Below are 22,694 nucleotides of genomic sequence, written 5' to 3' on the forward strand. Positions count from 1 at the left end.
CGGACGCGTCCGACCCTAGTGCTGCTGCCGTCGGCCGGCGGGCCCGCCCCGCGGCGCCGCCGTGGCGAGGGGCACGCGCGCTGCTTCTCGGGGGTGCTCGGGCGTCCCGGCGCGAAACTGGCTGTGGATCGGGTCTTGGCGTGGCCACCCGTCCCGGCCCGGCTCATGATTGGATACGTCGGCAGGACAGTCGCGAGAGAAAGGGCTGTGGAGATGGCCGAGGAGATCCGCGCCGAGATGGTGGCGAACGTCTGGAAGGTCGTCGCGTCGGCCGGGGACACCGTGTCCGAGGGGGACACGCTGGTGATCCTGGAGTCGATGAAGATGGAGATCCCGGTCGTCAGCGAGTCCGACGGCGTCGTGCAGGAGCTGGCGGTCAATGAGGGGGACGTGGTGCAGGACGGCGACCTGATCGCGGTGATCGGTTGAGTGTCCTGGTCCGTCCCGTCGAGCCGGCCGACCATGCCGCGGTCGCCCGGCTGACAGTCGCCGCCTACGAGGCGGACGGACAGCTCAAGGGCGAGCATGGGTACGCGGCTGTGCTCGCCGACGTCCCGGCTCGGGTGGAGCACGGTGAGGTGCTGGTTGCCGTGGACGCCGGCACCGAAGCCGTGCTCGGTTCGGTCCTCTTCGTGCTGCCCGGTACCCGTTTTGCCGAGCTCTCCGGAGCCGGTGAGGCGGAGTTCCGAATGCTCGCCGTGGACCCGGCAGCGCAGGGCCGGGGGGTTGGCGCGGCTCTGGTGGAGGCGTGCGTGGCGCGGGCGACCGAGTTGGGCTGTTCCGCGCTGGTGATCTGCATCCGGGATGGCCTCGCCGCCTCGGCGCAGCGGCTCTATCTGCGGCGGGGGTTCATTCGGGCACCGGAGCTGGACTGGTCGCCGGTGGCCGATGTGCTCCTGCGTGGAATGCGGCTCTCGCTGCCCGCCTGAGCTGGCGGCTGGGTTAGCGGGGGTCGTCGGTCGTGGGTGGGCCGATGGCGGTGATGAGTTCATCGGCCACCTTCAGGGCGACCCCCCTTCGTTCCTGGTCGGTCAGGCCGGGCGCCCGTACCCCGAACCAACTGCTGTGTACGGAGAAGAGCGCGAGGGTGGCCCGGAGTTGGGCCTCGGGGGAGGAGTCGTCGCCGCAGAGCAGGTCGGCCAGCTGGAACATCCGCTCCCGGATCTGCTGGCCGGCGGCGAGACTCCGTAACGCGGTCTGGTTCTGCTCGAAGAAGCGCATCACCGACGAGTGTTGCCCGGCGCACATGGTGTCCGCGTACCGACCGATGATGTTCCGTCGGGTGGTCAGCGTGGCGGGTTGCGCCTTGGCCCAGGCGACGAGGTCATCCAGCTGATCGAGGCGGTCCTCGACGAAGCTGTTGACGATCTCGTCTTTGCTCTTGAAGTGGTAATAGAGCGCTGCCTTCGTCACGTCGAGCCGTTCGGCGATCTCGCGGAGCGAGGTCTTCTCGTAGCCCTGCTCGGTGAAGAGCTCCAGGGCGACGGTCTTGATTCGTTCCCGCGTGCTGCCGGTGCTCTCCCGCACTGTCATCACCTGATCCGCTTGACTGTCGTCGGCACCCCAACTTACCGTACGGCTAGTAAGGTGGCTAGCCGGTCGGCAAGTAAGCTCACCACCCCGAGGGGAACGACGTATGACCCAGGCAACCCAGGCAGCCCCGGCGCTGAGGCGACCGAATATTCGGATCGTGCTCTTCGGCCTGATGATCGCCATGATGCTGGCGATGTTGGACAACATGATCGTCAGCACCGCCCTGCCGAGGATCGTGGGTGAGTTCGGCGGGCTGGACCACTTCACCTGGGTCGTTACCGCCTATGTCCTCGGGACCACCGTCTCCACTCCGATCTGGGGCAAGCTCGGTGACCTCTTCGGCCGGAAGCCGATCTTCCTCACCTCGGTGGTGATCTTCCTGGTCGGGTCCGCGCTCTGCGGAATGGCGGGCTCCGAGCTGCTCGGCGGGCCGGATGACGGGATGATGGAGCTGATCGCCTTCCGTGCGGTGCAGGGCCTCGGCGCGGGTGGCCTGATGGTCGGTGTGTTGGCGATCATCGGCGATCTGGTGCCGCCCCGTGAGCGGGGCCGCTACCAGGGGATGATCGCCGGGATCATGGCGATCGCCCTGGTAGCTGGCCCGCTGGTCGGCGGTTTCATCACCGACCATCTCTCCTGGCGCTGGGCCTTCTATGTCAACCTGCCCCTCGGCGGGGCCGCGCTGGTACTGCTCGTCGCCACCCTGCGTCTGCCCCGGCACCGCACCGAGCACCGGATCGACTGGCTCGGTGCCGCACTCCTCGCGGTCGGGATCACCGCGATCGTGCTGATCACCACCTGGGGCGGCAACGAGTACGCCTGGCGTTCGCCACAGATCGTTGGCCTGGTGGTTCTCGCGGTGGCTTCGCTCGCCTTCTTCGCGGTCGTCGAGCGGCGGGCCACCGAGCCGGTCCTGCCGCTGTCGCTCTTCGCGAACCGCAACTTCGCGCTGATCTCGGTGATCGGCTTCCTGCTCGGCTTCGCGATGTACGGGGCGATGAGCTTTCTGCCGCTCTACCAGCAGACCGTGCAGGGCGCCTCAGCCACCGAATCCGGGTTGCTTCTGCTGCCGCTGATGTTCGGCATGCTGGTGGTGTCGTTGGTGGTGGGACGGACGATCACCAGGACTGGTCGGTACCGGGTCTTCCCGATCATCGGCGGTGCGGTGATGAGTGTTGGCATGGTCCTGCTGACGCGGCTCGACGCGCAGACCGAGGTGGCGGAGTCCTCGCTCTACCTACTCGTGCTCGGCGTCGGCATGGGCTTTCTCATGCAGACGACGATGCTGATCGCGCAGAACAGCGTTGAGCAGCGTGATCTGGGCGCGGCCAGCGGTGCGGCGACCTTCTTCCGGTCAATCGGCGGCTCGTTCGGCATCTCGCTCTTCGGGGCCGTCTTCGCCAGCCGGTTGGCCAGCTCCCCCGCCGGCGGGATGTTCGGTGGCGGTGAGGCCGGGGCGGCGATGGACCTCGCGAAGCTTCGGGAGCTACCGGAGGCGGTCCGGGAACTGGTCCTCGGTGGCCTCGCCGACGCGATCTCGCACGTGTTCCTGTGGGCCCTGCTGTTCACCGTCGTCGTACCGATGCTCGCCTGGCTCATCCGGGAGATTCCGCTGCGCACCGAGAACATCCCGGTGCCGGCCGGCGAGGCGGAGCGCCAGCGTCCGGACACCCACCGCTGACCCAGCCTCGGCCCGGCGAGGTCAGCGGCGGCGGAAGATCGTCGTAAGGCCTCGCCAGAGACGGCGTAGCCGTCCGGTCGCTGCTGGAGTTGGTGGCCGGCCACCGGCCAGGGCCTGGGCCAGCGCTCGGGACTCCGGGGCCAGGTCCGGGGTGGCCAGGGCCAGGTGCGCCAGGGACCGGGCGATCGGGACCGGGCGGGTTCGCATCACCTCAACCACATCGGTGAGTCGTTCGGCGACCACCGCGGCGACCTCGGGGCGGACTGTCGGGTCGACCCAGGCGACGGTGACCAGGGCGAAGAGTGCGGCTTCGGTGGCCCAGTCCTCGACGCCCCAGGCCAGGTCCAGCAGGACCGACCGGCGGGTGGAGGTCGGCCACGGCTCGTCGGTGCGGTGGTGCAGCAGCCCGAGGCAGGCCCATACCTGAACGCTGCGGACCCAGAGAGAGGGGTCCTGCTCGTCGAGGACCCGGCCCAGCGTGGTCGGTGGGGTGGCCGGCGGATGGGCCAGCAGACCGAGCAGGTCGGTCAGGTCCAGGGTGGCCAGGGCGACGCCGGCGTCGTACGCCGCCGGTGGGTGGGGCCACGCCGGATGCACGAACTGCCGGAGGTGGTCCGCGGCCAGCGGCGAGGGGGCTTCGATGGCGGGTGTGCCGTCGTGTCGCCACAGGCGCCAGTCCACCGCTCGTCGGGGCTCGCGCGGGTCCGGTCCCGGACCCCGCGTCAGCTGGACGCGCAGGCCGGGCGCGGCCCGGGTGAGGGTATGTAGGGCGCTCGGCGGCACCGGCGACCCGAGCCGGATGGTGGCTCTCCGCTGCCCGCCGGCATGGTTGGCCCGGAGCGCGTCAACAGCGGGGCCGACTGCCGGCGTGATCTGCCCGAGCCAGGGCTGGCCGGCGCAGGATTCGGCGAGGTCGGTGTGCTCGTGGGAATCCTCGGGGTGTTCCCGGATGAAATCCGCCAGTGCGACCAGGTGGGCGACATCGCCGTCGCGCCGGAAGCGCAGCCGCTGCGCGGTGTGCACCGCACAGTCGAACGTCGGGTCCCGGGCGAGTGCCCGGTTGATCCAGTCGAGTGCTTCGTCCAGCCGTCCGTGGTCGCCGAGGGTGCCGGCGATGTCGGCATAGACGGCGAGGTCGTCCGGGTCGTGCGCGACGGCACGTTCCAGCGCCGCGAGAGCGTCTGGGATCCGCCCCGCGCTTCGATAGGCGTACCCGAGCCACACCTCGCCGATCTTCGACGGCTTGGTGCGTAACCCCTGGGATGCCCACTGGACGGCGAGCGCCACCTCGCCGAGCCGGCGGGCCAGTGCGGAGGCGGCCCCGAACAGCAGCGCGTGTCCCTGGTGGGCGGTCACCGCGTGGCGGGCCAGGGCGAGGTATGGAGTGAGGGCGGCTCGGCTGGCTCGGGGAACCGGGTCGGCGGTCGCGGCGCAGATCTGCATGAGAATCTGGGCGGTGCGCTCGGGTCCGAGGCGTTCGGCCAGGTCCGGCGCGGTCACCCAGGGCACCTCGGCCCACGGCTCGGCCGGCGCGTGGCCAGTGGCCGCAACGAGCAGGTCCAACCCTTCGGCGGGCCGGCCGGCGGCGGCGAGTAGGTGGGCCCGGGCGACGACGGTCCCGACGAAGACGTTCTGGTGCAGGGGAAAGAGGGCGAGTCCGTCGCCAGAAACGGCAGCGAGCCGGGCGAGCAACTCGTGGGCCTCGGGGAGGGTCGGCGCCTGCGCCAGCGCCCCCGCGATGTGGGCGGCGGCGTGCGCCAGATCGCCCTCGGTGAGGGCTAGTCGGGCCAGGGTCAGTTCCTCCGCCGCCGGCAGGTCTCGCTTGTCCGGGGACACCTTTTCTCCCGCCGTGGTGGTATGCGCTCCGGTCGGTCAGCGTAGGTGATAGTGAGGATTTTTAGGGATGACTGCGGGCTGCTGTTCGTTGTGTTGCGCTTCGGCGCTAAAAAGTGCAAGACTGAACATAAGCGCGCGGGAATCGCGCACCAGGAGGAGTTTCTGTGACGCGTCCAGGGGCCGGCATGGCCGCCGACATTGACGAGCAGCCGGCCACGTACGCCCGCCTGCTCTCCGCCGAGCATGCCGGGCCGATCGCCCGGGTCGCCGCCGCCATCGCCGCGCACCGACCGCGGCACGTGGTGTTCACCGCCCGCGGCACCTCAGACCACGCCGCGCTCTACGGCACCTACCTGACCGAGATCCGGTTGGGTCTGCCCGCCGGGCTCGCCTCGCCCAGCTCCATCACCGCGTACGGCGCCCGGCCGGACCTCTCCGCCGCGCTCGTGGTCGGTGTCAGCCAGAGCGGCGGCTCCCCAGACCTCACCGCGGTGCTGCAGGCCGCCCGGGACTCCGGCGCGCTCACCCTCGCGGTCACCAATGCGCCCGACTCGCCGTTGGCCCAGGCGGCGGAGCTGAGCGTGGACATCGCCGCCGGGCATGAACGAGCAGTGGCCGCCACCAAGACGTACACGGCTGAGCTGCTCGCCCTGCTCATGTTGGTGGAGGGCATCCGGGCTGGCGACGGCGTGCTGCCGGCCGCCGAACAGACCGTCCTCAACATGCTGCCCGAACTCGCCGCGCACACCCTCGCCGATCCGACGCCTGCCCAGCTCGCCCCCCGCTACCGCTTCGCCGCACAGTTGGTCACGACCGGCCGGGGGTACGCGTACCCCACCGCGCGCGAGGCCGCGCTGAAGCTGATGGAGACCTCGTACCTACCGACGCTCGCGTTCTCCGGTGCCGATCTGCTGCACGGTCCGCTCGCCATGACCGATCCGGACGTGCCGGTGCTCGCGGTGGTCGGATCCGGCCCCGGCGGCCAGGCGATGGGGGAGGTGCTGCCACGGCTCGGCGAGCGCCGCGCCGATGTGGTGGTGGTCGGCTCGGCGGAGGTGCCCACCGCGACGCGGATCGCCGTTCCCGAGGTTGACGAGCGGTACGCACCGCTGCTGGACATCCTGCCGCTGCAGCGCCTGGCCCTGGCGCTCGCGTTGGCCCGAGGCGAGGACCCGGACGCGCCCCGGGGTCTGAAGAAGGTCACCGCGACGATGTGAGCCCCGGCGTGGCAGGCTGGGCGGCGTGTCCACGCTGCGCGACCTCGCCGACGAGCACACCCAGCTGCGTCCCGCCGACATCGACCACCTGCACCGGATCGCGGGCGACTGGCAGCTGCTCTCTGACATGTCCTTTGCCGACCTGCTGCTCTGGGTGCCGGTGGGCGAGGACGGAACGTTCCTCTGCGTGGCCCAGGTTCGACCGACCACCGCGCCCACCGCATACCAGGATGATCAGGTAGGTCGAATCACCGGTGGGCCGGAGGTGGACCACCTGGAGGTCGCCTACCGGCGGGGCCGGATCTGGCGGGAGGGCGATCCGGTCTGGTACGGGGACGTGCCCGCGCGGCACGAGGCGATCCCGGTACGGCTGCGGACCGACGACGGTGAGCAGGCCGAGGTGATCGCCGTGGTCGGCCGGGACACCAACCTGTCGACCGCCCGGACCCCCAGCCAGCTGGAGCTGAACTACCTGACCACGGCGGACGACCTGGCGCAGATGCTCGCCGACGGCACCTTTCCGCCGCCCCGGCACCCGGGGGAGACCACCTCGGCTCCCCGGGTCGGCGATGGGTTGGTGCGGCTGGACGCGGGCGGCAGGGTGACGTATTCGAGCCCGAACGCGCAGTCGGCATACCGGCGGGTCGGCTACGCATCGGACCTGGTGGGGGAGGACCTCGCGGCGCTGCACCGCCGCCTCGCCGACGACCCGTTGGAGGGGACCGACGCGGCCAACGCGGTGCTTGCCGCGCTTCGGGGCGAGGCGCCGCCCCGCCGTGAGATCAATGCGCGCGGGGCGACCATGCTGACCCGGGCGCTACCGCTGATCCCCGCCGGAGTGCCGATCGGCGCGCTGGTGTTGGTCCGCGATGTCACCGAGGTCCGGCGTCGGGACCGGGCGTTGATGACCAAGGACGCGACCATTCGGGAGATCCATCACCGGGTGAAGAACAACCTCCAGACGGTCGCCGCCCTGTTGCGGCTGCAGGCCCGCCGGGTAGCCATGCCGGAGGCGCGGATCGCGCTGGAGGAGTCGGTGCGCCGGGTCGCCTCAATCGCGTTGGTACACGAGACGCTCTCCATGTCCAACGATGAGGTGGTCGAGTTCGACGGGATCGTGGACCGGGTGGCGAGCGCGGCGACCGAGGTGGCGGCGACCGAGTCGACCGTCCGGATGCGCCGTCAGGGCAGCTTCGGCGTGCTCACCGCCGAACTCGCCACGTCGCTGGTGATGGTGCTCAACGAGCTCCTGCTGAACGCCGTCGAGCACGGGTTCCCCGCCGATGACGAGGCTGGTGAGCAGTCCGGAGCCGCCGGCTTCTCCCCCGAGGTGGTGGTCTCGACGCATCGGTTTCGCAAGATCCTGTATGTGTCGGTGGCCGACAACGGTGGTGGACTGCCGCCGGGCTTCGACGCTGAGCGCGGCGGCAGCCTCGGTCTGCAGATCGTCCGTGCGCTGGTCACCGGGGAACTGCGCGGCACGATCGAACTGCGGACGGGCGCCAGCGGCGGCACTGAGGCGCTGCTCGTCCTTCCCCTCAACCGGCTGTGACCACCCGGGGAGCTCCGTGTCGGCTGACGGCGTGACCTGGGTGCTGCGGCGCCGGCCAACCGCGGGGTGCCGGCCGGCGATGCGGCGGCTAACGGCGTACCAGGGCGACGGTCAGGCCAGGGGGGTGCCAGACCTGCTCGACCATCCGCCCGTCGCGCAGCGCCGCCCCCTTCGCCCCGGGTACGGCGGCCAGCGGGTCGTGGTGCCGACCGGCCAGCACCAGCCAGACCCGATCCGCGTCGGCCAGGCACTGGGCCGGGCGGGCACACTCGGCGGCCCACAGGTCACCCCGGCGGGCGGCGCTGGCGGAGAGCAGCACGTCCTGGGGGCGATGCTCGCCCAGGTGATAGGCCAGGCCCAGGTCGAGGAAGAGCCAGCCCTCCCGGGGCGAGTAGACGACCGCGTCGGTGGGGCGCTGACCATCCGCCACGATCTGGGCCGCCCCGGCGTAGTCGACCAGCGCCGAACGGGGCCACTCGTGGGTCCGCCGCAGCGCCGTCTGGGCCGGCAGGCCGAGCGCCCCGGCCAGGGCCACGATGGTCAGCGCCGGTAGAAACGGCACCCGGGTCAGGGCGACACCGGCCAGCAGGCAGCCGAACGGCACCACGAAGACCAGGTATCGGGGTACCCAGAGGGGGACAACCGCGCCGACGGCGAAGACCAGCAGCACCGGCAGGAGCACGGCCAACCCGGGCAGTAGCGCCGCGCGCCCCAGCGCTGCGGCACCGAGTGCGGCGAGCCCGACCAGCAGGCCACCGACCACCCCGCTCTGCGTCACCCCGCCCGCCAACGCGGCGAGATCGGCGGGGCGGGCCGGGTCCACCCAGTCGAGTTGGCGGGCGTGCTGGCCGTGGGCGACCCAGAGCAGCGGACCGACCAACAGCACCACGGGCACGAGGGCCAGCAGCCAGGACCCGACGAGGTGCTTGTCGGGGTGCCGCCGCCGGGCGGCGAGCACCACCACCGCGTGGGCCGGGAGCAGGGTGAGAGCGACCAGGTGGGTCAGGCCCAGCGCGGCCAGCGCGGCGGCGTAGCCGGCCCAGCGAAGCCGACGTCGGGCCCGTTGTCCCGTCGGCCGCGGGTGCACGGCAGTGACCAGCAGTAGCGTCGCCAGGACCGCGAGGGCGGTGGCCAGCGCGTACGGGCGGGCCTCCTGTCCGTACCGGGAGGTGCTGGGCAGCACCGCGAAGAGGAGGCCGGCGAGCAGTCCGGCCGGCCGACCGTACAGCCGGGCGCCGAGGAGCGCGGTCAGCGCCGCGGTGGCGGTCATGGCGAGCACGGCCGGCAGCCGCAGGGCGGCCACCGAATCGCCCGCTCCGGCCACCCAAAGGTGCATCAGCAGGTAGTACGGCCCGGTAACGGCGTCGATCGTGCCGGCGAGCCGGACCAGGTCGCCGAGCGGGCGGGTGGCGGCGCTCCACGTCGCCAACTCATCTCGCCAGAGCTGTGCCCCGGCCACGTCGGTGAGGGTGACCGCGAGCGTCAGCAGCGCCGGCGGCAGCCACACCGGCAGCTGCGGCACGGTTCGCGTGCCCATGCCGCTGAGCCTCGCACAGCGCCGAGCCCATCGGGGCCGGACCGGAACACCGCCGACCGTGATGTGGGATGCCGCACGCGAACCTTGGCTGCTTCGGTGACGCCGTGGCAGCATAACGTCATGGCTGCCGCCGTTGTTCGCTACTTCGTGGCCCGTCGCCACGTCGACTTCGGCCGCACGCGCAGCGCGATCTGTCCGGCCCACTGACGACGCCCGACCCAGCTGTCTCGGGCGCTCCGCGCCGGCTGCTCCGCCCCAGCCCAACTGTCGTGCCGGGGCCGGCCACCGCGCTCGGCGCAGCGGCCACGAGGCACCGCAGACAATGGAGGACGCCACGATGGCGCTGCGCAACCCAACCCGGCCCGAGGATTCGACGACCCAATCGGCCCGGCCCCCCCGCCGCCCCCGCGGGGAGGGCCAGTGGGCCCTCGGTCACCACGAGCCGCTCAACGGCAACGAGCGGATCAAGAAGGACGACGACCCACTCAACGTCCGGGCCCGGATCGAGAACATCTACGCCCACCAGGGCTTCGCCTCGATCGACCCACAGGACCTGCGCGGTCGGTTCCGTTGGTGGGGCCTGTACACGCAACGCAAGGCCGGTATCGACGGTGGGCGTACCGCCGTGCTGGAGCCGCACGAGCTTGAAGACGAGTTCTTCATGCTCCGGGTGCGGATCGACGGCGGGCAGCTCTCCGTGGCCCAGCTCCGGGTGGTGGCCGAGATCTCCCGCGAGTTCGCCCGGGACACCGCCGACCTCACCGACCGGCAGAACATCCAGTACCACTGGATCCGGGTCGAGGACATGCCGGAGATCTGGCATCGACTGGAGTCGGTCGGCCTGCAGACCACCGAGGCCTGCGGGGACTGCCCCCGGATCGTGCTCGGTAGCCCGGTCGCTGGCGTGGCCCAGGACGAAGTGATCGATCCGACGCCGGCGATCGACGAGATCGTCCGCCGCTACGTCGGTGACAAGCAGTACGCCAATCTGCCCCGCAAGTTCAAGTCCTCGATCTCCTGGCTGGTGGACACGCCGTACGAGACGAACGACATCGCCCTGCTCGGGGTGGTACACCCCGAGCACGGACCCGGCTTCGATCTCTGGGTCGGTGGCGGCCTGTCCACGAACCCGATGCTCGCCCAGCGGCTGGGTGTCTGGGTGCCGCTGCACGAGGTGCCGGACGTCTGGGCGGGGGTGGTGGGCATCTTCCGCGACTACGGGTACCGACGGCTGCGCCACCGCGCCCGGCTGAAGTTCCTGGTCGCCGACTGGGGGGTGGCGAAGTTTCGGGAGGTGCTGGAGCGGGAGTATCTGGGCCGGGCCCTGTTGGATGGACCGTCGGCCGAGCTGCCGGCACAGCAGATCGACCACATCGGGGTGCACGAGCAGCGTGACGGGCGTAACTACGTTGGGGCCGCTGCGACGGTCGGCCGGGTCTCGGGTAGCCAGCTCACCCGGCTCGCCGACGTGGCCGAGGCGCACGGCAGCGATCGCGTTCGGCTGACTCCGTACCAGAAGCTGTTGGTGTTGGACGTGCCGCCGGACCGGACGGAGTCTCTGGTCGAGGCGCTGGGTGAGATCGGTCTGTCGGCTCGGCCATCGGCGTGGCGGCGTGGCGCCATGGCCTGCACCGGCCTCGAGTTCTGCAAGCTGGCTATCGTCGAGACCAAGGCGCGGGGCGCGGAGTTGGTGGCGCGGCTGGAGGAGCGGCTGCGGGACTTCGACGCCGACATCACCATCCACCTCAACGGCTGCCCAAACGCGTGCGCCCGTACCCAGGTTGCCGACATCGGGCTCCGAGGCCAGCTGATGGTCGGCGCGGACGGCCGTCAGGTGGAGGGCTTCCAGGTGCATCTCGGCGGTGGTCTGGGTATGGCGCAGGACCGGGCCGCGGGGTTCGGCCGCAAGCCGCGGGGCCTGAGGGTCACGGCGGCGGAACTTCCGGAGTACGTGGAGCAGCTGGCTCGGCGTTACCTGGCTGGCCGTACCGACGGCGAGACGTTCGCCAGCTGGGTGATCCGGGCAGACGAGGGGGAGCTGCGATGAGTGACACCCGTTCCGCCCCGCTGTACTGCCCGTACTGCGGGGAGGAGGACCTGCGGCCGAACGAGGCGGGGCACGGCGGTTGGGAGTGCCACGCCTGCGCCCGGGTCTTCACCGTACGGCTGCACGGCCTGTTGGCGAAGGCGGTGCTCCGGTGAGTGGGCCGCGCTGGGCGGCCGATCTCGGCCTGGTCGGGGCCGGCGAACCGGCCGCCGCCGAAACAAGCCGGCGGGAGTTGCGCACGTTGGCGGAGGCGGCCGGCCGGGACCTGGCGGACGCCCCCGCGCTGGAGGTGGCCCGGTGGGCGACCGAGACGTTCGGGGACCGGTTCTGCGTCACCAGTTCGATGGCCGACGCGGTGCTCGTCCACCTGTTCTCCCGGGTCGCACCCGGCGTTGACGTGGTCTTCCTGGACACCGGGCTGCACTTCCCGGAGACGCTCAAGGTTCGGGACCAGGTCGCCCGCACGATGCCGGTGAACGTCCGTTCGATCCGACCCCGGCTGACCGTCGGCCAGCAGGACGGCGAGTACGGGCCGCGGCTGTTCCACCGCTCCCCGGATGACTGCTGTCAGCTGCGCAAGGTGGAGTCGCTGGAGCGGGCCCTGGTGGGGTACGACGCGTGGGCCGCGGGGCTGCGCCGGGACGAGTCGCCGTCCCGGGCGAACACCCCGGTGGTGACCTTCGACGAGGGTCGGGGCAAGGTGAAGGTCAACCCGATCGCGGCGTGGACGCAGGCTGATGTGGAGACCTACATCTCCCGCTGGGAGGTGCCGGTCAACGAGCTGTTCGGCCGGTCCTACAGCTCGGTCGGCTGTTGGCCCTGTACCCGGCGGACGAAGGCTGGGGAAGATCCGCGGGCCGGCCGGTGGGCGATGTTCGAGAAGGCCGAGTGCGGCCTGCACGGTTGAGCGGGGCCGGGGGCCACGGGGCCCCGGTGCTCCTGGTCGCGCACGGCAGCCGGGACCCGCGGGCCGCCGCGGCGACACGGGCGCTCGCCGCGGCGGTGTCCGCTGCTCGGCCTGGCCGGCGGGTGGTGCCGAGCTGGCTGGACCACACCCGTCCCGGGCCCACGGAGGCGCTACGGGAGTTGGCTGGCGCGGGTTTCTCCCGGGTGGTGCTGGTGCCGCTGCTGCTGACCGCCGCGTATCACCGGCGGGTGGACATCCCGGCGGCCGTCGCGGCGGTCCGCCAGGCGGTTCCCGAGCTGGGGGTACGGGTGACCGACGTGCTCGGTCCCGCTGTCCGGGGGGTCGATCCGGCGTTGTTGGCTGGGCTGCGCCGTCGGCTGGCCGAGGCCGAGCCCGGTGGCTACGACGGGCTGGTGCTGGCCGCTGCGGGCACCCGGGATCCGGTCGCCCGTGCCTCGGTGGGACGGGTGGCGGCATCGCTGCGGGCAGCCTTGGCTGTTCCGACCCGGGTTTCCTATGCCTCGGCTGCTCCGCCCGCCGCTGGCGTGGCGGTGCACCGCCTGCGCGTACGGGGCGCGCGACGGGTGGCAGTGGCCGCGTATTTTCTGGCGCCCGGGTTGTTCCATGACGCGGTGACCGTCTCGGCCCGGCAGGCCGGTGCGGTGGCGGTGGCGGCTCCGCTCTCCGATGCTCCCGAGCTGGTTGACCTGGTCCTTCGTCGGGTTGACGCGGTGTTGGACTAGGCCCTGTTGTGGTGTCGCCCCGCTGGTGGCGGGTCTCGGTTGACACCGACCGGGCAGCGAAACACCCCGGTGGTCGAGCCGACCGGGGCGTTTCGCTTTCGGTTGGTGGTCAGGCGGTGTGAGCGCGCAGCATCCGGAGGCCGCCGCGACGCTTGACGGCGCGCCGCTCCTCCTCGCTCATCCCGCCCCAGACGCCTGCGTCCTGGCCGGACTCGAGGGCCCACTGCAGGCACTGGTCCGTCACCGGGCAGCGCCGGCAGACGGCTTTGGCCTGCTCCACCTGCAGGAGGGCCGGACCGGACGTCCCGATCGGGAAGAACAGCTCGGGGTCCTCGTCGCGGCAGACAGCATGGTGACGCCAGTCCATGGCGGCAACACTCCTCATTCTGGATGGGTGGCAGATGGCTTGCTATATGCATCCGCAGCGCCGGCCGTAACGGTTCGCGCCCGGCTTGCTGGCAGTGCGTGAGCAGGCTGTTGGCTCCGTCGACCTACTGGATCCACTCATTCTGCTGAGCGAATCCAGGCGATGTTCCGGAAACTCAAGTCGCTTGTGAATACTTTCACGAACGCTCGCGATGTCAAGGGTGACGCTCCGGAAAACTTCACGCGGTGAGCAAGCCCACAACCCGTTTGTCCTGATTTGCCCGAGGCTCCGGATACTCGGAGTACCACAGTCGGGGATCAATATAGTACGGCGGCACTGATTTCGCTGACATTTCCGTCACTCACCCCAACGTGGCGCCAATCGTCATCGGACGGGCCGGCTCAACCGAGGGGAGTACCCGAGGACTAGCAGATTACTCGCACCGCTGCGGGTGCGGCGGTGAATTCGACTTTTTCGCGCTCGCCCAGGTACTCACCGTCGAGCTGGAACGCCTGTGGGTGACGGGCGATCAAGGTGAACTCGGTCAGGTCGTGGAGGCGGAGTACCTGTTTGCCGCGCGGACCCGGCGTGCGGCCGAAGAATTGAGTGATCGTCCGTGTCGTGCTGGTCACTCGGAGCTGCCGCAGTGCGAAAGCGTCCAGGCCGAGGTCGAACGATGCCTCCGGATTCGGGTTCACCTCCCGGTCGCCGAGGTACGTCCAGGGCGCGGTGTTCTGGACGATAACTGTGGCGAGCTGCTCCTCGGTGGGTTGGTCCGGCCGCTGGAGGGCGATAGCGGGGTGCCGGCGGTCCGAGGCGAGGAAGTACTGGGCAAGGGTTGATCGGAGGTACAGGCTGGGCGTGGAGATCTCTCCGCGTCGGCGGGACCGTTCCACGCGGTGGATCACCGCGGCGTCAACTCCGAAGCCGGCGCAGAAGGTGAAGTAGCGCTCGTCCGCCCGTCCCAGGCCGATCGTGCGGTGCCGGTTCAGCCGCAGCCCTTCCAGGATCATGCTGGTGCTGTCCGGCCACTCCCGGGGTAGGCCGAGAGCGCGGGCGAAGACGTTCGTCGAACCGCCCGGCACGGTTGCCAGGGCGGGCAGCTGCTCGGCCGGCGCGTTCCCGGTCGGCCCCGTCGTCGGCAGCGCGGACATCAGCCCGTTGACGACCTCGTTGACCGTGCCGTCACCACCGAGCGTGACGACCAGGTCAACGCCCTCCTCGGCCGCCTGGCGGGCCAGGGTGGTGGCGTGCCCCCGGCGTCGGGTGTAGCGCACCGACAGGTCGACTTCACTGCGCAGCGCCCGGACCAGGACATCCCGGCTGCGCTCGCTGGTGGTGGTGGCCTTGGGGTTGACCACCAGGACGGCCCGCATGGGCGGCACTGTACCGCGTGGCGACATCGGTATCGTGGTCGCGTGACGATCGCCGCCAACCAGATACCCGGCCCGCTCCGGTGGGCCGTCCTGACGCTACGTGGTGAGGCGGGCGCCGTCGGTCTGATCGCTGGCTGGCTGCTCTGGGCAAACCTCACGGCGCCCAGTGTTGACCTGGCCTCGGCGCTGCTGTTGACGGTGTTCGCCGCTGGTGCGGCAGCCGTGCTCTGGGCGCTGGGCGGGGCGCTCGCCCGGTGTCGGGCGGGTGCCCGAGCGCCGGCGATCGTGCTTCAGCTCATGCTGTTGCCGATCGGATGGTTCATGATCCAGGGTGGGCTTGGTTGGCTGGGCGGGCCACTGATGGCACTGGGCCTCGGCGTCACCGCCCTGCTGCTCAGTACCCCGACGACCCGTGCCCTGGGCTTCGAGTGAGGCGTCTTCGAGTGCGGGCGCTGGCAGCCTTCGGTCCTGGCGGAAGCGACGCGACCGGTGCGACCTAGCCGGCGACGCGACGGGTCAGCAGGGAGATGGTTGCGCGGTCGTTGTCAGCGGTCGCGGCGGCCGAGGTGGTCAGTGCGGTGAGCACCTTCCAGGCAAAGGAGGACTCGGCCGGCAGTCGCGCACCGCGGGAGGTCGGCACCGTGACCTCGACGGCGAGTGCGTCGTCGGTTACGGAGAACCGGCACTCTAGCTCGGCGTGCTGGGTGGCGATCGAAAGCAGCATGGCGCACGCTTCGTCCACCGCGATGCGGAGATCCTCGATCTCGTCGAGGGCGAACTGCAGCCGGGCCGCGAGCCCGGCCGTGGCCGTGCGGAGCACGCTCAGGTAGCCGCCGTCCGCGGGCACGGTCAGGTGCACCACGTCGTCGCTGGCGGGTTGGCCGGTCGTCGGAGTCACGCGTCATCCCCCCGGGACGCCCGTTACCCGGATCGGGGATGGCGGCCCGCCAGGGAACTCTACCCGGTACCCCGACGCGGGTACCACGGCGACGGCCGGCGCGCCGGCCGTCGCCGTTGACGCTTCACCTAGGCCTTCTTGGTCTCCCAGAAGATCTTCGAGATCTCGTCGATCTTCTGCAGCAACTCGTCAGCCTTCGCCGGGTCGGTCGCGCCCTTGGCGCCGGCCGCGCCGGCCAGCTTGGTGGCCTCGTTGAAGAGCTGGTGCAGGTGCGGGTACTTCTCGAAGTGGGCCGGCTTGAAGTAGTCGGTCCACAGCACCCACAGGTGGTGCTTCACCAACTCGGCCCGCTGCTCCTTGATCAGGATGGCCCGGGTGCGGAACTCCGGGTCGGTGTTGGCCTGGTACTTCTCGCAGATCATTTTCACCGACTCGGCCTCGATCCGGGCCTGTGCCGGGTCGTAGACGCCGCAGGGCAGGTCGCAGTGGGCGCTGGCGGTCACTCGGGGGGTGAGGATGCGTGGAAGTCGCATCAGGAGCCTCCTGGGAAGTTTGCGATGATCGAGCACGACATTACTTGGAGGCCGTGCCTGGTGGAGGTGAACGGCATGCCCCCGTCCCCGCCGCGCCCGACGCCGGGTGCCCGGTGGTCGCTCTCCGCCGTCCTGGTGACAGGCCCCTCGATGGCGCCGACCCTGCGGCACGGCGACGCGGTGCTGGTGCGCCGTGGGGAACGTGGTGTCCGGGCCGGTGACGTGGTGGTCGCGGTCTTTCGGAGCCGCCCCGACCTGCTGGTGGTCAAGCGAGCGGTTGGTCTGACCGCGGAGGGCTGGTGGCTCGTGGGCGACAACCCGTTGATCAATGACGACTCACGGGCGTACGGTGGGGCGGACATCTGGGGGCGGGTGGTGGCACGCTACTGGCCGCGGCCTCGGCTGCTGCGCCGCCGTAGAGTATGACCCTACTCACATCCGGGTGGACTGCGCCGCACTATGCTCGGCAGGTGTCCCGGGTGACCCCCATACCTCGCGCCGCCGGTCAGCGCCCACCTCGCGCCCGGACCGGCCGGTCCAGCTGTATCGACAGATCCTGGAGTCACCAATGTCATCGTCCACTGTGGACCCTGCGGACCCGGTCTTCCGACTGCATCAGGGTGGGAAGCTGGCCGTCGCCTCGACCGTCCCGCTGACCAGCCGGGAGGACCTCTCCCTGGCGTACACCCCGGGGGTGGCCCGAGTCTGTGCGGCCATCGCCGCCGAACCCCGGCTCGCGGATGACTACACCTGGGCCGGGCACACCGTCGCGGTCGTCACCGACGGTTCCGCCGTGTTGGGGCTCGGCAACATCGGCCCACACGCCGCGCTGCCGGTCATGGAGGGCAAGGCCGTGCTCTTCAAGCAGTTCGGTGGGGTGGACGCGGTGCCGATCTGTCTGAACACGCAAGACGTGGACGAGATCGTGGCGGCGGTACGGGCCCTCGCCCCCTCCTTCGGCGGCATCAACCTGGAGGACATCAGCGCGCCGCGCTGCTTCGAGGTCGAGCGGCGCCTCGACGCGGCACTGGACATCCCGGTCTTCCACGATGACCAGCACGGCACCGCGATCGTCGTGCTCGCCGCGCTCCGCAACGCGGCGGTGCTGCTCAGCCGAAAGCTCGGCGACCTTCGGGTGGTGATCAGTGGCGCGGGTGCCGCCGGGGTGGCGGTGACCAAGATGCTCGTCGCCGGCGGAGTGCACCCGGAACAGGTGGTGGTCTGTGACTCCCGCGGCATCATCGGGCCGCACCGCGAAGGTCTCACCAGTGCCAAGGCCGAGTTGGCGGAGCTGACCAACGGTGACGGCCGATGGGGCGACGTGGCCGCGGCGCTGCGCGGCGCCGATGTGCTGATCGGGGTCTCAGGGGGCCAGATCCCCGAGGCGGCCGTGGCCGGCATGGCTCCGGGCGGGATCGTCTTCGCGTTGGCCAACCCCACCCCCGAGGTGCAGCCGGAGGTGGCCGCCCGGCACGTGGCGGTGGTCGCCACCGGTCGAAGCGACCATCCCAACCAGATCAACAATGTGCTCGCCTTCCCCGGTGTCTTCCGCGGCGCGCTGGACGCCCGGGCCACCCGGGTCACCGATGGCATGAAGGTGGCAGCGGCGGACGCGATTGCCGGGGTGGTCGCCGACTCGCTCACACCCGAGGCGATCGTCCCGTCACCACTCGACCCGCGGGTCGCCCCCGCAGTGGCCGAGGCGGTCGCGGAGGCCGCCCGGCGCGACGGCGTGACCCGGTAGCCGCGGGCGGCGCGCCGGCGGGATCCGCGCGGCGTGGCGGTGTAACCCGGTCGGCGTGGCGGTCAGGATCCGTGCGGTGCGAGGGCGTAGCCCCGACGTGTGGCCTCGCACACGTCAATGGGCCTTCTGGTCGCCCGCCCGGGTTGTTACCGTGCCGATCATGCGTGCCGCCTTCGCCTCCCGCTTCGACGACGCCAACCCGCTCGCCGCGCTCACCGTGGGCGAGCGGCCGGAACCCGCGCACCACGGCGACGACTGGGTGACAATCCGGGTCACCGCCAGCTCGCTCAATCACCACGATCTATGGTCGCTGCGCGGCGTCGGACTACGCACGGAGCAGCTGCCGATGATCCTGGGCTGCGACGCGGCCGGCGTTGACCCGGACGGCAACCCGGTGGTCGTCTACCCGGTGCTCCCCACCCCGAGCGACCCCCGCCGGGTCTCGATCCTCTCCGAGCACTTCCCGGGCACGCTGGCCGAACGGGTCGCCGTACCCCGGGCGAACCTGCTACCGCTGCCGGCGGGCCTGGCGGCGACTGATGCCGCCTGCCTGCCCACCGCCTGGCTGACCGCATGGCGGATGCTCACCACTCGCGGCCGGGTGGACGAGGCCGCCGCCGTGCTGGTGCAGGGAGCGGGGGGAGGCGTGGCCACCGCGGCCGTCGCGCTCGCCGCCGCGATGGGTAAGCGGGTCTATGCGACCAGCCGGGACGCCGCCAAGCGGGAGCGGGTCGCGGCGCTCGGCGCCACCGCCGTCGAACCGGGCGCCCGGCTGCCGGAGCGGGTGGACCTGGTGATCGAGACAGTCGGTGCCGCGACCTTCGACCACTCGTTGAAGTCAGCCGCGCCGATGGCCCGGATCGTGGTCTCCGGCGCTACCGCCGGGCACGAACCCAAAGTCAACCTGCGCCGTGTCTTCGCCATGCAGCTGGAGATCCTCGGCACCTCCATGGGCACCCCGGACGAGCTGGCCGCGCTGCTGGCCTTCTGCGCTGAGCGGGGGCTGCGCCCGGTGGTGGACCGGGTGGTGCCGTTCACCGCGGTCGAGGAGGCCTTCGTCCGCCTGCACTCCGGCGATGTCTTCGGCAAGGTGGTTGTCGACCACGCCGCCTGAGCGACGTCATCGTCGGCCCGCCACCTCCCGGGCGGAACGGGCGATCTCCCGCTCCTCGTCGGTGCCGATGACGCAGACGGCCACCTCGCCCCCGTCCGGCGAGATGACCCGGTCGCCACTGCCGGCGTTGCGCTCCGGATCGACCGTGATCCCGAGGCGCTCCAGTCCGGCCAGGGCCGCCGCGCGGACCGGGGCGGCGTGCTCACCGACGCCGGCGGTAAAGGTCACCGCGTCCACCCGGCCGAGCAACGCGTAGTACGCCCCGACGTAGCTGGTGATCCGGCGGCAGTACACGTTGAAGGCGAGGCGGGCGGCCTGGTCGCCGTCCGCCCGGCGGGCGAGCACCTCGCGCATGTCATTGGCGCCGGTGAGCCCGTACAGGCCGCTGCGGTGGTTGAGCAGGTCGTCGATGTCGGCTACGCCCAGCCCGCCCTCCCGCCGCAGATGAAAGATCACCGCTGGGTCCAGGTCGCCGCTCCGGGTGCCCATGACCAGCCCTTCAAGCGGGGACATCCCCATCGAGGTGGCCACGCTGCGCCCGCCGGCCACGGCGGCGGCGCTCGCGCCGTTGCCCAGGTGCAGGGTGATGGTGTTGGTGTCGGCGTACGGACGACCCAGCACCTCCGCCGTGCGCCGGGAGACGTACGCGTGGGAGGTGCCGTGGAAGCCGTACCGCCGGATGCCGTACCGGTCGGCCGTCGCCCGGTCGATCGCGTAGGTGGCGGCGGACTCGGGCAGCGTGGTGTGGAAGGCGGTGTCGAAGACGGCGACCTGGGGGACTCCGGGCAGCGTCGCCCGGGCGACCTCGATGCCGGCCAGGTTGGCCGGGTTGTGTAACGGGGCGAGTGGCACCAACTCTCGGATCGCGGCGAGCACCGCGTCGTCGATCAGGACCGGCTCGCCGAAGCGGCGGCCGCCGTGCACCACCCGGTGGCCAATGGCGGCCAGCCCGGTCAGGTCGAGCTCGGCGAGGATCCCCCGGATGGCGGTACCGTGGTCCGCCGGCCCGCCCCCGGGTTCACCGATCCGCTCGACGGCGCCCCGGTCGAGGACTTCGTCGCCGTCGTAGAGTCGCCACTTGACCGACGACGACCCACAGTTGAGTACCAGCACCCGGCTCATTTGCCTGCCTCTCCGGCCTGGATCGCGGTGATCGCCACCGTGTTGACGATGTCCGGGACGGTCGCACCCCGGGAAAGGTCGTTCACCGGCCGGCGTAGCCCCTGCATGACCGGTCCGACCGCCACCGCCCGGGCAGACCGCTGCACCGCCTTGTACGTGTTGTTGCCCGTGTTCAGATCCGGGAAGACGAAGACCGTCGCCCGCCCGGCGACCGTACTGCCGGGCAGCTTCGTCGCCGCCACCGTCGGGTCGATCGCCGCGTCGTACTGGATCGGCCCCTCGACCAGCAGATCCGGTCGGCGCTCCCGAACCCGTCGGGTGGCCTCCGCGACCTTCTCCACATCGGCGCCGGCGCCCGAACTGCCGGTCGAGTACGACAACATCGCCACCCGCGGCTCGATGCCGAACCGGACGGCGGTGTCGGCGGACGAGATCGCGATGTCGGCGAGCTGGGCGGCGTCCGGGTCGGGATTGACCGCGCAGTCGCCGTAGACGAGTACCCGGTCGGCGAGCAGCATGAAGAAGACGCTGGAGGCGATGGAGACATCGGGCAGATTGCGGATGATCTCGAAGGCGGGGCGGATGGTGGCAGCGGTGGTGTGGGTGGCGCCGGAGACCATGCCGTCGGCGTACCCGGCCCACACCATCATCGTGCCGAAGTAGTTCGGCTGGGGCACGATGTCGTGGGCGAGGTCCGGGGTCACGCCCCGGTGGGCGCGGAGCTGGGCGTACCCGTCGGCGAACTCGTCACGCCATTCGCTGGTGAACGGATCGATCACCCGTGCGCCGGCGATGTCGACGCCCAACTCCCGGGTCCGCCGGGCGATATCGTCGGGCCGGCCGAGCAGGGTCAGCTCGGCTACATCCCGGCGTAGCAGGATTTCGGCGGCCCGCAGGATCCGCTCCTCGCTGCCCTCCGGCAGCACCACATGCCGGCGCTGTGCCCGGGCACGGTCGATCAGGTCGTACTCGAACATCAGCGGGGTGACCCGCTGCGAACGGGTGACCCGTAGTCGGCGGGACAGGTCGTCGGTGTCCACGCAGCGTTCGAAGGCGCCCAGCGCGGCCTCCACCTTGCGGGGGTTGCTGGCGCTGAGCCGGCCCTCGATCCGGTTGCAGGCGGCCACCGTGTCGTAGCTGTCACTGCGCACGGAGAGCACGGAGAGGCCCGGCCGTAGCAGCTCGACCAGCTGCATTGTGCGCGGGTCCGGCGTTTCACCGAGGGTGAGGACCAGCCCGGAGAGCGCGACCTGTCCCGCGACGTGCGCGGCGTTGGTGGCGACCAGGAGATCGTCCCGATCCCCCGGCATGATCACCAGGGCGCCTTCGGTCAGGTGGTCGAGCAGCGTGGGCACGTGGGCCGCGCCGACGACATAGTCGAGCACGTCGCGGCTGAGCGCGGCGTCATCCCCAACGAGCTGGGTGGCGCCGAGCGCCGTCGCCACCTCGGCAACGGTCGGCGCCGACACGCTGGGCACCTCGGGGATCAGGTACGCGGGCACCGGCAACTCGGGCAGGGTGAGCGGACCGGTCACCCGGTTCGCGACGACCGCCAGCACCGTCGCGCCGAGGTCTGCGAGGTCGTGGTACGCGCCCCGGGCCGCTGCCGCGATGGTGGCGGTCTCCTGCTCGTACCCGTCCACCACGGGGACCACGACGCTGCCGAACTCGGTCGCGAGCCGGGCATTGAAGGCCAGTTCCCGTGGGCCGGCGCCGTCGCCGTCGTCGGCGAAGTCACTGCCCACCACGACCACCGCCGGGAACTGCCGCTCGACCGCGCGGTACCGCTCGAGGATGCGGGAGACGAGCTGCTCCCGCCGTCCTTCGGCGACCATCCCGGTGGCCTCGGTGTAGGTGGTGCCGGTGAGGTCTTCGATCGGCAGACCGACCCGGTAGCGTTCGCTCAGTAGGGCGAGGATCGGGTCCGGCTGGTCGCCTCGGACCAACGGCCGGAAGATTCCGACTCGGCCAACCTGTCGGGACAACAGCTCCGCCAGTCCCAGGGCGACGGTGGACTTGCCGCCACCGGAACTCACGCTGGTCAGATACACACTCCGCGCCACGAGATCCACTCTAGGAGCTCGTCGGGCTGTCCGCCTGGGTCCTTCGGCCCGGTCATCCGGCCCGGGGCCCGGGTGTTCGTCGTGCACCACAAACTCCCCGGGGGAGTTCGTGCCGTTCCCGGGGAGTTGTGGGGCGGCTCCCGGGGCCTTGTGGGACGGCTCCCGGGGGTGCTTGCGGCCCTACTCGTCGTCCTCGTCGTCCAGCCGAGCCAGGTAGGTGGCGAAGCGCTCGATCGGGGTCTCGAATTCGGGGTTCTGGTCGACGAAGTCGCGTAGGCGCTCGGCGAGCCACTCGAAGCTGACCTGCTCGTCGCCGCGGCGCTCGGTCAGTTCCTCGATCCCTCGGTCGGTGAAGTACATGCGTTCCTCGGTCACGTCGTGATGTGGGGGGCCGGGACGGTTGTCCCGGCCCCCCACCAGTACG

23 protein-coding genes are annotated in these 22,694 nt (G+C 71.1%); 13 read left to right on the top strand and 10 right to left on the bottom strand.

Going from position 1 to position 22,694, the window contains the following annotated elements:
- Nucleotides 1-207: 207 nt before the first annotated feature.
- Nucleotides 208-429 carry a biotin/lipoyl-binding carrier protein gene (locus SALPAC3_RS0119035; protein ID WP_018216856.1) on the top strand — a complete coding sequence of 74 codons (222 nt, stop codon included), beginning with the start codon at nt 208-210 and terminating at the stop codon, nt 427-429.
- On the top strand, nt 426-929 hold the full coding sequence (locus tag SALPAC3_RS0119040) for a GNAT family N-acetyltransferase (RefSeq protein WP_018222774.1): 504 nt from the start codon (nt 426-428) through the stop codon (nt 927-929). The genes SALPAC3_RS0119035 and SALPAC3_RS0119040 overlap by 4 nt, the downstream gene beginning before the upstream one ends.
- Nucleotides 930-942: 13 nt before the next feature.
- Here the strand turns inward: SALPAC3_RS0119040 and SALPAC3_RS0119045 are convergent, their stop codons facing one another.
- Nucleotides 943-1,533, bottom strand: coding sequence for a TetR/AcrR family transcriptional regulator (locus SALPAC3_RS0119045; protein ID WP_018810093.1), 591 nt, complete (start codon nt 1,531-1,533; stop codon nt 943-945).
- Between the two features lie 103 nt (nt 1,534-1,636).
- On the opposite strand from SALPAC3_RS0119045, the gene SALPAC3_RS0119050 reads away from it, so the two are divergent.
- Nucleotides 1,637-3,214, top strand: a complete 1,578-nt coding sequence (locus tag SALPAC3_RS0119050) for an MDR family MFS transporter (RefSeq protein ID WP_018222776.1) — start codon at nt 1,637-1,639, stop codon at nt 3,212-3,214.
- 21 nt (nt 3,215-3,235) lie between these two features.
- Here the strand turns inward: SALPAC3_RS0119050 and SALPAC3_RS0119055 are convergent, their stop codons facing one another.
- On the bottom strand, nt 3,236-5,050 hold the full coding sequence (locus SALPAC3_RS0119055; protein WP_018222777.1) for a tetratricopeptide repeat protein: 1,815 nt from the start codon (nt 5,048-5,050) through the stop codon (nt 3,236-3,238).
- A 185-nt stretch (nt 5,051-5,235) separates the two neighbouring features.
- Between SALPAC3_RS0119055 and SALPAC3_RS0119060 the strand changes: the two genes are divergently transcribed.
- Nucleotides 5,236-6,267: an SIS domain-containing protein gene (locus tag SALPAC3_RS0119060; protein ID WP_018222778.1), complete on the top strand. Its 1,032-nt coding sequence runs from the start codon at nt 5,236-5,238 to the stop codon at nt 6,265-6,267.
- A 25-nt stretch (nt 6,268-6,292) separates the two neighbouring features.
- The gene (locus tag SALPAC3_RS0119065) at nt 6,293-7,819 is read left to right on the top strand and encodes a sensor histidine kinase (protein WP_018222779.1); all 1,527 of its coding nucleotides are present in this window, start codon (nt 6,293-6,295) and stop codon (nt 7,817-7,819) included.
- Between the two features lie 88 nt (nt 7,820-7,907).
- Here SALPAC3_RS0119065 and SALPAC3_RS0119070 read toward each other — a convergent pair whose 3' ends face one another.
- The gene (locus tag SALPAC3_RS0119070) at nt 7,908-9,356 is read right to left on the bottom strand and encodes a glycosyltransferase family 39 protein (protein WP_018222780.1); all 1,449 of its coding nucleotides are present in this window, start codon (nt 9,354-9,356) and stop codon (nt 7,908-7,910) included.
- 322 nt (nt 9,357-9,678) lie between these two features.
- On the opposite strand from SALPAC3_RS0119070, the gene SALPAC3_RS0119075 reads away from it, so the two are divergent.
- From SALPAC3_RS0119075 to SALPAC3_RS0119090, 4 genes are read left to right on the top strand one after another with little or no spacing between them, the layout of a single operon-like run.
- Nucleotides 9,679-11,403 carry a nitrite/sulfite reductase gene (locus SALPAC3_RS0119075; RefSeq protein ID WP_018222781.1) on the top strand — a complete coding sequence of 575 codons (1,725 nt, stop codon included), beginning with the start codon at nt 9,679-9,681 and terminating at the stop codon, nt 11,401-11,403.
- Nucleotides 11,400-11,558, top strand: a complete 159-nt coding sequence (locus SALPAC3_RS28430) for a hypothetical protein (RefSeq protein WP_018222782.1) — start codon at nt 11,400-11,402, stop codon at nt 11,556-11,558. Before SALPAC3_RS0119075 ends, SALPAC3_RS28430 begins: the two co-directional genes overlap by 4 nt.
- Nucleotides 11,555-12,310, top strand: coding sequence for a phosphoadenylyl-sulfate reductase (locus SALPAC3_RS0119085; protein WP_018222783.1), 756 nt, complete (start codon nt 11,555-11,557; stop codon nt 12,308-12,310). The genes SALPAC3_RS28430 and SALPAC3_RS0119085 overlap by 4 nt, the downstream gene beginning before the upstream one ends.
- Nucleotides 12,292-13,053 carry a sirohydrochlorin chelatase gene (locus tag SALPAC3_RS0119090; protein ID WP_026185720.1) on the top strand — a complete coding sequence of 254 codons (762 nt, stop codon included), beginning with the start codon at nt 12,292-12,294 and terminating at the stop codon, nt 13,051-13,053. The genes SALPAC3_RS0119085 and SALPAC3_RS0119090 overlap by 19 nt, the downstream gene beginning before the upstream one ends.
- 109 nt (nt 13,054-13,162) lie before the next feature.
- On the opposite strand, the gene SALPAC3_RS0119095 is transcribed toward SALPAC3_RS0119090, so the two are convergent.
- Both SALPAC3_RS0119095 and SALPAC3_RS0119100 read right to left on the bottom strand, forming a co-directional pair.
- Nucleotides 13,163-13,420, bottom strand: coding sequence for a WhiB family transcriptional regulator (locus tag SALPAC3_RS0119095; RefSeq protein ID WP_026185721.1), 258 nt, complete (start codon nt 13,418-13,420; stop codon nt 13,163-13,165).
- 425 nt (nt 13,421-13,845) lie between these two features.
- The gene (locus SALPAC3_RS0119100; RefSeq protein WP_018222785.1) at nt 13,846-14,796 is read right to left on the bottom strand and encodes a diacylglycerol/lipid kinase family protein; all 951 of its coding nucleotides are present in this window, start codon (nt 14,794-14,796) and stop codon (nt 13,846-13,848) included.
- 42 nt (nt 14,797-14,838) lie between these two features.
- On the opposite strand from SALPAC3_RS0119100, the gene SALPAC3_RS0119105 reads away from it, so the two are divergent.
- Nucleotides 14,839-15,228, top strand: a complete 390-nt coding sequence (locus SALPAC3_RS0119105; RefSeq protein WP_018222786.1) for a hypothetical protein — start codon at nt 14,839-14,841, stop codon at nt 15,226-15,228.
- A gap of 64 nt (nt 15,229-15,292) precedes the next feature.
- On the opposite strand, the gene SALPAC3_RS0119110 is transcribed toward SALPAC3_RS0119105, so the two are convergent.
- Complete coding sequence (locus SALPAC3_RS0119110) at nt 15,293-15,694, bottom strand: ATP-binding protein (protein WP_018222787.1); 402 nt, start codon at nt 15,692-15,694, stop codon at nt 15,293-15,295.
- 128 nt (nt 15,695-15,822) lie between these two features.
- Complete coding sequence (gene sodN, locus SALPAC3_RS0119115; RefSeq protein WP_018216841.1) at nt 15,823-16,227, bottom strand: superoxide dismutase, Ni; 405 nt, start codon at nt 16,225-16,227, stop codon at nt 15,823-15,825.
- A 24-nt stretch (nt 16,228-16,251) separates the two neighbouring features.
- On the opposite strand from sodN, the gene SALPAC3_RS0119120 reads away from it, so the two are divergent.
- The 3 genes from SALPAC3_RS0119120 to SALPAC3_RS0119130 all read left to right on the top strand — a co-directional run bounded on the left by SALPAC3_RS0119120 (nt 16,252) and on the right by SALPAC3_RS0119130 (nt 19,085).
- Nucleotides 16,252-16,653, top strand: coding sequence for a S24/S26 family peptidase (locus SALPAC3_RS0119120; RefSeq protein WP_018222788.1), 402 nt, complete (start codon nt 16,252-16,254; stop codon nt 16,651-16,653).
- 142 nt (nt 16,654-16,795) lie between these two features.
- A complete protein-coding gene (locus tag SALPAC3_RS0119125) occupies nt 16,796-17,971 on the top strand; it encodes an NAD(P)-dependent malic enzyme (RefSeq protein WP_018222789.1) in 1,176 nt (391 codons plus the stop codon).
- Between the two features lie 151 nt (nt 17,972-18,122).
- Nucleotides 18,123-19,085, top strand: a complete 963-nt coding sequence (locus SALPAC3_RS0119130; RefSeq protein WP_018222790.1) for a zinc-binding dehydrogenase — start codon at nt 18,123-18,125, stop codon at nt 19,083-19,085.
- A gap of 6 nt (nt 19,086-19,091) precedes the next feature.
- On the opposite strand, the gene SALPAC3_RS0119135 is transcribed toward SALPAC3_RS0119130, so the two are convergent.
- From SALPAC3_RS0119135 to SALPAC3_RS0119145, 3 genes are all read right to left on the bottom strand, one after another.
- A complete protein-coding gene (locus SALPAC3_RS0119135; RefSeq protein WP_018222791.1) occupies nt 19,092-20,207 on the bottom strand; it encodes an acetate/propionate family kinase in 1,116 nt (371 codons plus the stop codon).
- Nucleotides 20,204-22,279, bottom strand: a complete 2,076-nt coding sequence (gene pta, locus SALPAC3_RS0119140) for a phosphate acetyltransferase (protein ID WP_018222792.1) — start codon at nt 22,277-22,279, stop codon at nt 20,204-20,206. Before pta ends, SALPAC3_RS0119135 begins: the two co-directional genes overlap by 4 nt.
- 171 nt (nt 22,280-22,450) lie before the next feature.
- The gene (locus tag SALPAC3_RS0119145; protein WP_018222793.1) at nt 22,451-22,645 is read right to left on the bottom strand and encodes a DUF6104 family protein; all 195 of its coding nucleotides are present in this window, start codon (nt 22,643-22,645) and stop codon (nt 22,451-22,453) included.
- Nucleotides 22,646-22,694: the final 49 nt, after the last annotated feature.

Origin of the sequence: Salinispora pacifica DSM 45544 (assembly GCF_000378845.1) — a bacterium.
GTDB lineage: Bacteria > Actinomycetota > Actinomycetes > Mycobacteriales > Micromonosporaceae > Micromonospora > Micromonospora pacifica.

Bases quoted from the DNA above. Each gene is read 5' to 3' on its own strand.
- SALPAC3_RS0119045 (WP_018810093.1), bottom strand. From the start codon at position 1,533: ATGACAGTGCGGGAGAGCACCGGCAGCACGCGGGAACGAATCAAGACC.
- SALPAC3_RS0119050 (WP_018222776.1), top strand. From the start codon at position 1,637: ATGACCCAGGCAACCCAGGCAGCCCCGGCGCTGAGGCGACCGAATATT.
- SALPAC3_RS0119060 (WP_018222778.1), top strand. From the start codon at position 5,236: ATGGCCGCCGACATTGACGAGCAGCCGGCCACGTACGCCCGCCTGCTC.
- SALPAC3_RS0119070 (WP_018222780.1), bottom strand. From the start codon at position 9,356: ATGGGCACGCGAACCGTGCCGCAGCTGCCGGTGTGGCTGCCGCCGGCG.
- SALPAC3_RS0119075 (WP_018222781.1), top strand. From the start codon at position 9,679: ATGGAGGACGCCACGATGGCGCTGCGCAACCCAACCCGGCCCGAGGAT.
- SALPAC3_RS28430 (WP_018222782.1), top strand. From the start codon at position 11,400: ATGAGTGACACCCGTTCCGCCCCGCTGTACTGCCCGTACTGCGGGGAG.
- SALPAC3_RS0119095 (WP_026185721.1), bottom strand. From the start codon at position 13,420: ATGGACTGGCGTCACCATGCTGTCTGCCGCGACGAGGACCCCGAGCTG.
- SALPAC3_RS0119100 (WP_018222785.1), bottom strand. From the start codon at position 14,796: ATGCGGGCCGTCCTGGTGGTCAACCCCAAGGCCACCACCACCAGCGAG.
- sodN (WP_018216841.1), bottom strand. From the start codon at position 16,227: ATGCGACTTCCACGCATCCTCACCCCCCGAGTGACCGCCAGCGCCCAC.
- SALPAC3_RS0119120 (WP_018222788.1), top strand. From the start codon at position 16,252: ATGATCGAGCACGACATTACTTGGAGGCCGTGCCTGGTGGAGGTGAAC.
- SALPAC3_RS0119125 (WP_018222789.1), top strand. From the start codon at position 16,796: ATGTCATCGTCCACTGTGGACCCTGCGGACCCGGTCTTCCGACTGCAT.
- SALPAC3_RS0119135 (WP_018222791.1), bottom strand. From the start codon at position 20,207: ATGAGCCGGGTGCTGGTACTCAACTGTGGGTCGTCGTCGGTCAAGTGG.